Source organism: Oceanibaculum nanhaiense (assembly GCF_002148795.1).
Lineage (GTDB): Bacteria > Pseudomonadota > Alphaproteobacteria > Oceanibaculales > Oceanibaculaceae > Oceanibaculum > Oceanibaculum nanhaiense.
In genome coordinates this window covers 22,214-34,881 of sequence record NZ_MPOB01000014.1, presented here as the reverse complement: position 1 = coordinate 34,881, position 12,668 = coordinate 22,214, and the positions used below count along the sequence as shown (strand labels likewise).

Genomic DNA, 12,668 nt, shown 5'->3' with positions numbered 1-12,668 from the left:
GGTAGGGCGGCTTTGTCAGCCCTTGACCTTCACGCCCCAGAGCCGTGGCTGGCCGGCCATCCAGGATTTATAGCCCTCCAGCCTGTCCGAATAGGCCGCGATGTCGGAGCCGTTATACAGAACCAGCATCGGCAGGTCGGCGCGGAACATGGCTTCCAGCGTATCGAACAGCTTCTGCCGCTCGGCCTTGTCGGAGATCGCCATCGACTTCGCGATCAGCTTCTGCGCTTCCGGATTGTCCCACACCTTGCGCGCCTGGGTTTCCTTCGGGCCGGAGAACATGTCGAAGCTGAGCGACGGGTCGAGGCGCGCCGAATACAGGAAGGACATCATCTGGTAATTGCCCTTCAGGTACATATCCAGCTGGGTCGCCCACTCAATCACCTCCAGCTCGATATTGATGCCGGCATCCTTGGCCATCGCCTGCGCGAACACCGCCGAGTCGAAGGAGGCGGCATAGCGCTTGTTGGTGACCATCTTGATCGGCTCGCCCTTGTAGCCGGCCTCGGCGGCCAGCTTCTTCGCCAGCGCCGGATCGTACTTGATCTGCTCGCCCTGCGGCTTGCCATAGAACGCGCTGACCGTCGGGATCGGCGAGTTGTTCGGCGTGGCCGTACCCAGCGTCACCGCATCGACGATGGCCGACATGTCGATGGCGTGGGCCAGTGCCTTGCGCATGCGGACATCGGCGAAGACCGGGTCCTTGGTCTGCAGCAGGAAGGCGCTGAGACCCATGGTGGTCGCGCTATCGACGACAACGCCCTTGGCGGCCTTCACCTCTTTCAGATGGCTGACATCGAGATCCGCCAGCACATCGATGGAGCCGCTGAGCAGCGCCGCCTTGGCGGCCGAGCCGTCAGGGATGACGACAAAGCGCACCTTGTCGATATGGGCGACACGCTCCCCCGCATAGCCGTCGCGCTTCTCGGTGCGCGGGCTGTAACCGGCGAACTTCTCCAGCTCGACATATTCTCCCTTCTTCCATTCAGCCAGGCTGTAGGGGCCGGTACCGACCGGCTTCACGAAGCTGCCATCGGCGGCGAAGCTGTCCTTATGGAGGATGCCGGTGCCGCCACAATCGATGCGCGCCATCTGCCCCAGGAACAGCGCGCTGGGCTGCTCCAGCGTGAAGGCGACGCTCATGTCGCCGGTCTTCTCCACCTTGGCGACCTTGCTGATGCCCTTGGAGAAATCGGAGAAGCAGCGCCACTTGGTGTCCTTGTCCATGTATCTGGACCAGGTGAACAGCACGTCGTCGGCGGTCAGCGGCGCGCCATTATGGAACTTGACCCCTTTGCGCAGGGTGAAGCTGTAGGTCAGCCCGTCGGCGGACAGGTCGATCTTCTCGGCCAGCAGCGGGGCGACCTCGCTGTTCTCCTTGAAGGCGACCAGCCCTTCGACGATGTGGTGCACCACGCCGTCGGTATTGGCGTCGCGATTCACTCCCGGATATGTCGAACGGATGTCGGCGTTCAGCGACACCTTAACCGAGGTTTCCGCCTGTGCGGCGCCTGCCGCGCCGGCAACGGCCAGCGCAAGCGCCAGCCCGGTCAACCTTTTCGCATAAGTCATGTCCCAGATCCTGCCTGTTCGAGGATTATTCTGTTTTGGTCCGCGCGGCTTTTACTCGGCCGCTTCGCGGGTATCGGGCAGCCCTTTGCGGGCCCGTGTCTCCAGCGTGTAGGTGGTGAACTCCCGGTTGCGCGAAGGCATCGGCGCCACCTCCATGATGCCGGCCGCCGGGCGCATCAGGATCATCGCCACGGTCGAGCTGATATTGCCGGCATGCGACGGGCGCGGCGGACGGCACACCGAATAGGGTGTCAGGAAATCGTCGAAGAAAGCCTCGCGCAGATCGTCCACGGTCAGCTTGCCCAGCTTCTTCTCCAGATGCTGGCGCACCCGCCAATCGCGGTAATAGCTCTCCGGCGTGCTGAGGATGCCGGCATCCTTCACCTTGGACAGCGCCACCGGGCTGTTCCAGTGGTTGGCATGGACGATCAGCCCGTTTTCCGGCCGGATCGCGAAGGCCTCGTTCGGCGCGCATTCGAAATCGATGGCGAAACCGTCGCGGGCGCTGAGGATCATGTTGTTGGAGGCCGATTTCGGCGTGCAGGCGACCGCGCGGATGGCGTCGGCCAGATGCTCGCACTCCAGCACCTTGCGGCGGATCAGCGGCAGCGGGATGCCTTCCTGCGTATAGTCGAGGTCGGATTCCAGATAGTTCGCGGTGATCGCCACACCGGTGGCGTTGAAGCCGGCGCGGGCCAGCGCCCCCGCCTCGGTGAAGGTCATCAGGTCCGGCCCATCCTCGCGCCGGATGCGCAGGACAACGGCGGTTTCCACGCATTCCGCCTTCCAGTCCCAGTTCTGGCCGTGGATCAGCTCGCCGTTCAGGCTGGCCTCCGGCAGGATCACCGCGCCGGTGCAGCCATCCGGCTCGTCCAGCAGGCCGGCATGGCGGCGGGCCAGCTGCAGGATCTCGGTGCGGCAGTTCAGCAGCAGGATCGCCTCCAGCTCGATCTTCGCGCCCTCGGCGATGCCGGCCATCTCCTCGGCATAAGCGGGATCGAATTCCTTCACCGTCGGCAGGAAGGCGGCGATCAGCCGGCCCATATCCTCCTGCGTCAGGCCCATCTTGCGAATCTGCTCGACATAATGCCCCGCCCCCTTATGGATTCTCTCCGTGGCCTGCGCGCCATAGGAACGGCCGCGCTCCGTGGGGGTACCGGAAATCTCGATTAGCGGGAAAGGCTGATAGCTCATGGGGATTATCCTGAATGACAGATTTGTGTATTTTGATTGCAAAAAAAACACAAAGTCCAGGGGTTTTAGAGTCAAAATCGAACTATGAAATTAAATTATACAAATAGGAATCGAGCATGACGGAGGATGAGAGCGCCACGGTTTCGGCGCGGGAGGGCGACGCGCCGCGCAGCGACCTGCAGGCGGAGATCGCCGGACGCATCCTTGCCATGCTGGCCGAGCAGCGTCCGGAACCGGGCTCCCGCCTGCCCGAACAGCGCGTGGCGAAGGAGCTGTCAGTGTCCCGCTCGCCGGTGCGTACCGCCATGCGGTTTCTGGAGGCGCAGGGCTTCCTGCGTTCGGAAAAGGGCCGCGGCTTCCTGGTCGCGCGCCTGCCGGCACCCGGCGAGGCAGCCCAGGATTTCCCTGAATCGCGCCTCTCAATCATCCATGACCGCATGCTGCGCGACCGCGCGCTGGGCCATATCGGCCATGAGGTGACCGAGGCGGAGCTGGCGGAGCGCTATGGCGTGTCGCGCGCGCTGCTGGCCCGTGTGCTCGCCCGACTGACCGGCGAAGGGCTGATCGAGCGGCTGCGCGGCCATGGCTGGGGCTTCGTCGAGATGCTGGAGAACGACCGGGCCTACGAGGATTCCTACGAGTTCCGCATTGTCGTGGAATGCGGCGCGCTGCGCGCCCGGCATTTCGCGGTGGACAGGGCGAAGCTGGAGACCATGCGCCAGCAGCATGAGGAAATCCTGGCGGCGCCGGAACAGGTAACCTCCGAACACTGGTTCCAGACCAACACGGCGTTCCACGAAATGATCGCCGAATTCTCCGGCAACCGTTATTTCCAGCAGGCCATCCGGCACCAGAACAATCTGCGCCGGATGCGCGAATATGCCGAATTCACCGGCATGGCGAGCGAGCGTATCGTGCAGTCCTGCCGCGAGCATCTGGCGATCATCGAGGCGCTCGACAGCGGCGACCTAGCCTGGGCGGAGGCGCTGCTGCGCCGGCATCTGACCCAGGCGGCGGATTACACCAGCCTCGACGAGTAGCGCGGAAGGCTGGAGAAGGGGACCAGCCTGCATGATGAGATCGGCTCCGACCTCTATCATGGCGGCGTGCGCCGCCAGCTGGTGCCAGTGATTTCCGAGATGATTGCGACGGAACCGCACGGCAAGCCCTGGTTCCTGCCGGTGATGATGAACTGGTACAAGCTGAAGGACCGCCTGACCGGCACCATGAAACAGCCAATGTGTGTCGGGTCAGTCCGCTTCCGGCTGCATGTCGGCCAGTTCCGCGACGGACAGCGGCTTCAGCGGCGGGCGAATGCGATAGGCGCCGACCGTTTGCGGTGACCTTTCCTGCCGGGCGGCGATGATCTCCGTCACCGACAGGCCGCACAGCCGCCCCTGGCACGGCCCCATGCCGGCGCGCAGGAACGCTTTCAACTGATTGGGCCCCGGCACCCCGAGGTCCGCAGCCTGACGGACCTCGCCGGCCGTCACCTCCTCGCAGCGGCAGATGATGGTCTCGTCCTTTGGCGGGTTGAGGATTTCCGCTGGCGGCGGGAAGAGCGCGTCAAGCATCGGCCGTACCGCCGCCTGGCGGTCGCGGTCACGCCGCAACGGCCCGGCCAGGCGGTCGCGCTCTGCCGCATCGATCCGGCCAAGCCGGTGGGCGATTTCCAGCACCGCCAGCCGCCCGGACAGCTCGGCCGCGCGTGCGCCGAGGATTCCAGCACCATCGCCGGCAACGAAGATGGCCCCGGCCTCGGTCGCCCCGAAATCGTCGGTCTTCGGATACCAGTAATGCTGTGCCCCTTGCCATTCATGGGGCAGGCGCAATTGCCGCGTCGCCTGGGTGTTCGGCACCACGCCATGATGCAGCAACACGGTATCGGCGGCGATTTCCCGGCGCCTGCCGGCAACATCGAAGGCCACACCGGCCGCACGCTGCGTTCCAGCGATTTCCAGCCCGGAGATGCCGCTGACGATCTCGACGCCGGCCGCCCTGATCCGCCGCCGCATGGCGATGCCTTTTTTCAGATAGTCGGGCGCGCGCAACGCTTTCGGCAGGTGACGGGCGGCGCGCACATAGTCGCGCCAGGACGTGGTTTCGGCGAATACCGAAATCGACGCGCCTGCCTGAATCAGCTGATCGGCAATCAACAGCAGCAGGGGGCCGCCGCCGGCCAGCGCGACTGGCCCGTCGGGGACCATGCCGCTGCTCTTCAGCAGGATTTGCGCCGCCCCTGCCGTCATCACACCGGGCAGGGTCCAGCCCGGCACCGGCACAGCACGTTCCATGGCGCCAGTCGCCAGCAGGACGTGGCGCGCCCGCAGGCGGCTGGCGCGCGCGCCGTCGCTGCACCAGACGCCGCCATCGCGTTCGACCTGCCAGGCCGCCTGCCCGGCAAGATAGCGCACCGTGTCGGCGGCCCTGAATGCCCGTACCAGATCACTGCCATGGGCATAATCCCGGCCCAGCATGGGGAGGTCTTGCGGCCGTTCTTTTTCTACCGCCTCAATGGAGCGGTAGATCTGCCCGCCCGGCTGCCGCTGTTCATCTACAAGGGCGGTGCTGAGCCCGAGCGCCGATGCCGCCGCGGCAGCCGCCATGCCGGCGGCACCGGCACCAATGATGACCAGGTCGAAATCGAAAACGGTCATGTGCGGTCCCCGAGCTTGCGGGAACCCAGCTGACGCGCGATCCGCATCCCCGGCGCGACCGTCACCATGCAGGCCTGGCGGTTCGGGATGCCGTCGATCTCCATCAGGCACTCGAAGCAGACGCCCATCATGCAATAGGGCGCCCTGCCGCTGCCGGATACCGGCGTCGCCCGCGTCGCGCTGTCGCTATGGGCGAGGACGGCGGCGGCGACGGTGTCGCCCTGTGCGGCCTCGACCTGCGCGCCGTCGATCTCGATGATGATCCCCGGCGCCGCGCTATGCCGTCGCTTCAGCATCGAACCTCTCCAGCCCGAAGGCTTCGAACTCCGGCGGCGGTGGATCGCCGGCAATCCATCCCGATGCGACTTTCGCATTGGCGGCGGCAAGGGTGACGCCACTGTGCGAGGCGATGGCATAGATGCCGGGATGGGTCCTGGATTCCGTGTAAACCGGGCATTTGTCGGGGGTCAGGACACGCAGGGCCGACCAGGTGCGGACAATGTTCAGTTGCCGCAAGGCCGGGATGATCCGACCGGCCCGTTCGGCAATGGTCTGCAACGTCGCGGTGTTGATGCTGTCGTCATAGCCGACTTCCTCGGCCGACACGCCGAGCATGACCGACCCCTCCACGGTCTGCCGGAACGCACTCATCGGCATCGGCAGGAAGGGTTGGGTCCGCTCCGTCACCAGGATATGTCCGCGTTGCGGGCGGATCGGCACGTCGAGGCCAAGCGGCGGCCCCAGATCGCGCAATCCGTGGCCGGCGGCGATCACGATCTTGCCGGCGCTCACGATACCGCCGGCGGTTTGCAGCTCATAGGCGCTGCCGCGCCGCGTGACGCCGGACACGTGATGATGCGGCAGATAGGCGCCGCCCAGCTGGCGGAAGCGCGTATGCATGGCCCGCAGCAGGAACAACGGGTTCACATGACCGTCGAGGGGGCTGTAGGACGCCGCCGTGACGCCATCGCCAAGCCGGACCCCCGGCAGCATCTCCTCAACCTGCTTTCGGTCGAGAAATTCGACCTCATAGCGGGCGCCGCCACCCTGCTGATAGATCTGCCCCAGATAATGCCGCCGGCGCGCTTCTTCCTCGTCGCCGAGCAGAAGCTCCAGCCCGCCCGGCTGTGCAAGGCCTATATCGACGCCCGTCGATTCCCGCAGTTCCTGCGCGAAGCCAGGGAACAGGGAAGCCGAACGGCGGGTCCATTCGACATAGCGCGGCATGCCGAAACCCTTGCCCTGAAACCACACCAGGCCAAAATTGCCACGCGCCACGCGCAGCACATCGTCCGCCTCGTCGAGGATGCAGACATCGAGTCCACGCTCAAGCAGGCCGAGGGCGACCGCCGGCCCGATCATGCCGCCGCCGATAACGGCGACATCGTAGTTTTTATCCGAAGAGTTGACCGGCATCGGCCCGCCTGGAGACGCAAGGTGAAGGGCCATTAGGAAAGAAGGCGCCGACGGCGTCTGTCAAACAGTTATGTTTTCGCGATCGATATGGCGGTGCGGTAATCGGTGACCGGGCCGGCATTGAAGATGGAATCCATCTCAAGGATCAGCTTTCGGACTTCGTCCAGCAACAGGGCGATGAATTCCCGCGAAAGCCGTGACATGGGCCGGTGCATCGGCGTCAGGATCGCGAACGGATAAACGACCGATGGGCGCAACGGCAGGAAACTGATTTCCTGCGGGCGCTGATGGGTGGTGCGGTATATCCAGGCACTGAGCGGGGAGAAAATGCCATAGGCGATGTTCTCGGCGATCAGGGGATATTGCGAGGCGGCGTTCTGCAATTCGAACTGAACGTTGAGGCGTGCCCCGGCTTCCTCGTAAATCTGCCGTAACCGGCGCGGAATCACATGCTCCGGCAGTAATGTCGCGCAGGGCCGGCCATCGAGATCGCCCGGCGTCACGAACGGACGCGATGCCAATGGGTCCTTGCTGGAGAGGGCGCAGACGCAATTCACCTCGAACTTGTCCACATGGACGAGGTCCGACTCCCAGCCAAGTTCAGCAAGCCCGACATCGAATTGCTGCGCGGCAATGCGCTCATAAATATTGAACGAGCTGGGCGCCATCATCAGGAAATGCGTGTTCGGATGCTGCCGCGTGAATTGGCCGATAACGCGGGGCATAAAGAAATCAGCCAGTATCGGCATGCAGGCGACGCGGACCTGGGCGCTGCCGAGGCCGCTGCCTTCCCGCATCGACCGCTCAAGCGACGAGATGCGGCCGAGAATGCCTTCGGCCTCGCTGAGCAGGAACTGGGCTTCGGGAACCGGGTGCAGGCGGCTGTTCTTCCGTTCAAACAGCTCATAGCCGACATGGCGCTCAAGATTTGCAATGGCGGCGCTGATCGCCGGCTGCGTCCGGCCAAGGTTCTTCGCGGCCTTGGTCAGGGAGCCGGTCAGCATAACCTCGCGGAATACCTGGAGCTGCCACAAATTCATATCGGAGTCCTCATGCTGCGAACCCATAAGTACAATTTATGAACCTAAAAGAAATAAGGATTTGCTCAAATGCCCCCGGTGGATGAGCATTTTGTCACAATGATTGGAATCGGCCCGTTTCGGGCGCAACTGCCTATTGCCGGATGCACGCTTCCTTGCGTGCATCCCAACAAAACAATCCAGAACCCGTCAGAGGAGGCTACTTTGAAAAAATTCATCAAATTGACACTTGCGGCAGCTGTTACCGCTGTTGCCCTGGGAGGTATCGCCGGCGGCGTTGCCCAGGCCCAGGACATGAAATTCTGGCGTATCGGCACCGGCGCTGCGGGCGGTACCTACTTCCCTATCGGCGGGTTGCTCGCAAATGCGCTCTCCAACCCGCCCGGTTCCCGGCCCTGCGATAAGGGCGGCAGCTGCGGTGTACCGGGGCTGGTCGCGATCGCCGTCTCGACCAACGCAACCGTTGCCAATATCAATTCGATTCAGGCCGGCCAGCTTGATGCCGGCCTCGCCGGCGGGCAGAACGTCGTGCAGGCTTTCAAGGGCGAAGGCGCTTTCGTCGATAACAAGAAGGAAAAGCTTCGCGCCATCGCCAATCTGTTCCCGGAGGATCTGCATCTGGTCCTTCCGAAGGGTCAGACGATGACCTCGCTGAAGGATCTGCAGGGCAAGCGCGTTGGCATCGCCCAGGCCGGTTCGGGCACGCAGGTCGTCGTGAAGATGATCCTTGAGCATTACGGCGTCGAGGTGCAGGCCGCCGAGCTGAACAATACCCAGTCCGCGCAGCGTATCGCCGACGGGCAGCTCGATGCCTATTTCTACGCGATGGGCACGCCAGCTTCCGCGCTGGTGCAGCTTGGCTCCACCAAGGGCTTCGAACTCTACAAGTTCCCCGAAAAGGAACGGAAGGAAATCAATGACTTCATTCCGTTCTACGTGGAGAGTTCTATCCCGGCCGGTACTTACGAGAATGTCACCTACGACGTGCCGACCCTCGCCGTTAACGCGCAGCTGATCACCTCTATCGATCAGCCCGAGGAGCTGGTTTACGAGATCACCAAGGCGCTGTGGAACGACAGTACGCGCAAGCTTCTCGATAATGGCCATGCCAAGGGCAAGGTCATCATTGAGGCGAACGCCCTGAAAGGCATCCTGATTCCGCTGCACCCGGGTGCCGAGCGTTACTACAAGGAAACCGGCCTCCTGAAATAACCGGCTGCGACAGTCCGGAAGCGACACGTGCCGGCGGTCCCGAAACGGACCGCCGGTTCAGTTCCGGATTGGCGGACCGCACTCATAAACACAAAAGACAAATAAATTAATTAAAAGAACAGGTCGCAGGATGGCTGATTACGATTATAAAAAAGCCGAAGAGCTGGAGAAAAAATACGATTCAGGGCTTCAAACCAGAAATACGGGGCCTTATCTGAAGTTCTTCGCCCTGTGGTTTTCATTTTGTTTTGCAATTTACCATTATTATACCGCGGGTTTTGGCACGCCCGTGGATTTCTGGCACATGGGGTTTCATCTATCCGGCGTCATTTTCCTGATTTTCGTCGGATATCCGCTGCTGACGTCGCAAAAGGCGGGCAAGGTACGCCCGGTCAGCCTGTTCATTTACGGCAACGTGCCGCTTTACGACTGGGTTCTGATCGTAACCGGCGTGACCGCGTCGATGTATGTGGGCGTCACCTGGCACGGGCTGACGATTCCGTGGCTGGGGATCGACCTGACCACCCAGGTCATGCGCCAGGGCAACCCCGCCACCCTGGACGTCGTCATGGGAACGTTGCTGATCGGCATCCTGCTGGAGGCCGTTCGCCGGACACTCGGCATCATCGTGCCGATCATCATCATCATCTTTACCTGCTACGCGCTTTTCGGCCCCTATATTCCGATCGATATCCTGAAACATCCCGGGATCGGCTGGAAGCAGTACATCAACAACATGTATTTTCCATCGGAGGGCATCTTCGGCGTCACGCTGTGGATCGTCTCCACGGTCGTCTTTCACTTCGTGCTGTTCGGCGTCCTGGCCCAGCGCATGGGCCTGGGCCAGTTCTTCGTGGATGTCGCGAGCGTCATTGCCGGGCGCTATACCGGCGGGCTTGCCAAGGTAAGCGTGGTTTCGTCGGCCTTTTTCGGAACCATCTCGGGTTCTTCGATCGCGAATACGGTCTCGACCGGATCGCTGACGATTCCGAACATGAAGAAGATGGGGTATCCCGGCTATCTTGCCGGCGGGGTCGAGGCCGCAGCGAGTGCCGGCGGCCAGATCACGCCGCCGATCATGGGCGCTGCCGCCTTCGTCATGGCGGAATTCCTGGAGGTGCCCTACACCACCATCGTCGTCGCCGCCATTGTGCCGGCGGCCATGCATTACATCGGCGTGCTGTGCATCGTGCATTTCCAGGCCCGGCGTCTCGGGCTGAAGGGCATGGCGCGCGAAGACATTCCACATCTGCTGAGCGTCCTGAAGCGGGGCTGGCCGACGGCAATACCGCTGTTCGTGCTGATCTATGTGCTGTTCTCGGGCTATTCGCCGAATATGGCTGCCTTCTGGGGCATCACCAGCGCGGTCGTCATCGGTTTCGTCAATCCGATGCACCGGCTGACGCCGCGTGACCTGTTCGATGGCTGTGTAACCGGTGTCAAATACGCCCTAGCCGTCGGTGCTGTCTGCGCCGCCATCGGCATCGTCGTCGGTGTCGTGAATACCACCGGCCTTGGATTTCGCCTGGGCTTCCTGGTCACCAACAGTGCCCAGACGCTGGCGGAGAGCCTGCATCCGGTCGTCGCCCTGGTGCCGTTCACCGAATTTTCAGTGCAGAACATCACGCTGTTCGTGTCGCTGGTGCTGATTGCCGTGACCTGCATCCTGATGGGCGCTGGCCTGCCAACCACCGCGCTGTACATCATGCTGGCGACGGTGGCGCAGCCGGCCCTCGGCAATCTCGGCGTGCCGCCGCTGGCCTCGCACCTGTTCGTGCTTTATTACGGCGTCATCTCGGAAATCACGCCGCCGGTCTGCGCCTCGGCCTATGCAGCTGCGGGCATCGCCAACGCCAACCCGTTCCGCACCGGCGTTGCCGCTTTTACCCTCGGTATCGGCAAGCTGATCGTGCCGATGGTGTTCGTCTATTCGCCGGCAATGCTGATCGTGATCCCGGAATATTTCACCTGGGCCGCGTTTCTGGAGACGACCATCACCTGCGCCATCGGCGTCTTCCTGCTGGCGATTTGTGTCAGCGGCTTCTTCCTGGCGCCGATGCCTGCCCTGTTCCGCGCGCTGTGCGCCATAGCCGGCATTTTCCTGGTCGCCCCCGGCTATGAAAGCGATCTGTGGGCGCTGGCCTTTGTCGCACCGGCGCTGGTGCAGCAGATTCTCGCCCGGCGCAGTGCGCGGGTGGCGGAAGCCGGTGCAACATAGCACCGGCGGGCGGGCCGGGACGTCATCAACGGAGAGCTAGGGTATGGGAAACAAGCCTGAGACTGTCGGTGTGATCGGCGCCGGGATCGTTGGAATCTGCACCGCGCTGTCGCTGCGGGAGCGGGGACTGGATGTCACGCTGATCGACCCCAGCCCGCCGGCGGAGGCCGCATCCTTCGGGAATGCCGGGGTTATTTCGGCCTGGTCCTGTATTCCCCAATCAATGCCCGGCGTCTGGAAGAATGTGCCCAAATGGCTGCTCGATCCGGAGGGGCCGGTTGCGCTGCGCTGGCCTTATCTGCCGCGGTTCTTCCCCTGGATGACGAAATTCTTCGCCGCAGGCCAGGCGGATCGCATTCCCGCGATTGCCGATGCGATGCTGCAGTTGAACCGGCCGACGGTCGAAATGTACCGGCGTTTGCTGCAGGGAACGGGCGGCGAGCATCTGGTGCGCGATTCGATGTATGTGTTCCTGTACCGCGATGCGGCGAAAGCCGATACCAACAGCCTGGAATGGCGAATTCGCCGGGACCGCGGCGTTCCGTTCGAGAAGATCGACGCCGCCACGTTGCGCGATGTCGAACCCGACGTCTCAACGGCGTATGAGGCCGCAATCCTGATCCACGATCAGGCCAGGGCACTCGACCCTGGCGCGATCGGAAAAGTGCTCGCGGAAAAATTCCAGCACATGGGCGGTCACATCCTGCAGGCAAAGGTGGAGGCCGTGTCGCCGCGCGAAGATGGCAGGGTCCGCATTCAATCCGAACAGGGGCTTCATGATTTCGACCGCGCCATCCTGACGGCCGGTCCCTGGTCGGCGAAGTTCCTCGCCTCATTCGGCGTCAAGGTGCCGTTGGAGGCCGAGCGCGGATACCACATCGTCTTCGACGATCCGGGCGTGACCATCAACAACTCGCTGATGGTGACGGATGCCAAGTTCGTGGCATCGAGCATGGAGACAGGGGTGCGCTGTGCCGGGACGGCCGAATTCGCCGGGCTTGATCACGCCCCCGATTACCGGCGCTCGGAAGTACTTGCGGGGCCGGCCAAGCGTGTCCTGCCGAAACTCAATACCGAGTCCCGGCAGGTCTGGAGCGGCCAGCGCCCGTCCTTTCCCGACAGCCTGCCGATGATCGGGCCGGTTCCCGGCGCGCCGGGTCTTATTGCCGCCTTTGGTCACGGCCATCTCGGGCTCACTGCCGCGCCCATGACGGGTCAACTTGCAACGCAGCTGGCCATCGGAGAGACGCCGAACATCGACATCACACCCTATGATGTTACCCGGTTTTCCGCCAGCTGACCTGTTCCCCCGGGAATGTTTCCATTCTGAAAGGGAGTCCGTCGTGACAAGGCGACGCC

General features: G+C 63.1%; 10 protein-coding genes. 4 read left to right on the top strand and 6 right to left on the bottom strand.

Translation table 11 applies throughout. From position 1 onward, the window contains the following. Window positions 1-15 precede the first annotated feature (15 nt). A complete protein-coding gene (locus tag BKM74_RS17180) occupies window positions 16-1,572 on the bottom strand; it encodes an ABC transporter substrate-binding protein (RefSeq protein ID WP_086466943.1) in 1,557 nt (518 codons plus the stop codon). 51 nt (window positions 1,573-1,623) lie between these two features. Then, on the bottom strand, window positions 1,624-2,766 hold the full coding sequence (locus BKM74_RS17175) for a C45 family autoproteolytic acyltransferase/hydolase (RefSeq protein WP_086466942.1): 1,143 nt from the start codon (window positions 2,764-2,766) through the stop codon (window positions 1,624-1,626). Between the two features lie 116 nt (window positions 2,767-2,882). Between BKM74_RS17175 and BKM74_RS17170 the strand changes: the two genes are divergently transcribed. Next, window positions 2,883-3,806 carry a GntR family transcriptional regulator gene (locus BKM74_RS17170; protein WP_086466941.1) on the top strand — a complete coding sequence of 308 codons (924 nt, stop codon included), beginning with the start codon at window positions 2,883-2,885 and terminating at the stop codon, window positions 3,804-3,806. A 210-nt stretch (window positions 3,807-4,016) separates the two neighbouring features. Here the strand turns inward: BKM74_RS17170 and BKM74_RS17165 are convergent, their stop codons facing one another. The 4 genes from BKM74_RS17165 to BKM74_RS17150 all read right to left on the bottom strand — a co-directional run bounded on the left by BKM74_RS17165 (window position 4,017) and on the right by BKM74_RS17150 (window position 7,879). Then, the gene (locus tag BKM74_RS17165) at window positions 4,017-5,423 is read right to left on the bottom strand and encodes an FAD-dependent oxidoreductase (RefSeq protein WP_086466940.1); all 1,407 of its coding nucleotides are present in this window, start codon (window positions 5,421-5,423) and stop codon (window positions 4,017-4,019) included. After that, window positions 5,420-5,719 (bottom strand): (2Fe-2S)-binding protein, encoded by a 300-nt coding sequence (locus BKM74_RS17160; protein ID WP_086466966.1) that lies wholly within the window; start codon window positions 5,717-5,719, stop codon window positions 5,420-5,422. The genes BKM74_RS17165 and BKM74_RS17160 overlap by 4 nt, the downstream gene beginning before the upstream one ends. Next, window positions 5,700-6,839 (bottom strand): NAD(P)/FAD-dependent oxidoreductase, encoded by a 1,140-nt coding sequence (locus BKM74_RS17155; RefSeq protein ID WP_176342597.1) that lies wholly within the window; start codon window positions 6,837-6,839, stop codon window positions 5,700-5,702. The genes BKM74_RS17160 and BKM74_RS17155 overlap by 20 nt, the downstream gene beginning before the upstream one ends. A 68-nt stretch (window positions 6,840-6,907) precedes the next feature. Beyond that, window positions 6,908-7,879 (bottom strand): LysR family transcriptional regulator, encoded by a 972-nt coding sequence (locus BKM74_RS17150; protein WP_176342596.1) that lies wholly within the window; start codon window positions 7,877-7,879, stop codon window positions 6,908-6,910. Between the two features lie 69 nt (window positions 7,880-7,948). On the opposite strand from BKM74_RS17150, the gene BKM74_RS17145 reads away from it, so the two are divergent. From BKM74_RS17145 to BKM74_RS17135, 3 genes are all read left to right on the top strand, one after another. Further along, a complete protein-coding gene (locus tag BKM74_RS17145; protein ID WP_217895523.1) occupies window positions 7,949-9,091 on the top strand; it encodes a TAXI family TRAP transporter solute-binding subunit in 1,143 nt (380 codons plus the stop codon). A gap of 130 nt (window positions 9,092-9,221) precedes the next feature. Beyond that, entirely contained in the window at window positions 9,222-11,309 is a 2,088-nt protein-coding gene (locus BKM74_RS17140; protein WP_086466936.1) for a TRAP transporter permease, read from the top strand. Between the two features lie 43 nt (window positions 11,310-11,352). Next, entirely contained in the window at window positions 11,353-12,609 is a 1,257-nt protein-coding gene (locus BKM74_RS17135; protein ID WP_086466935.1) for an NAD(P)/FAD-dependent oxidoreductase, read from the top strand. Window positions 12,610-12,668: the final 59 nt, after the last annotated feature.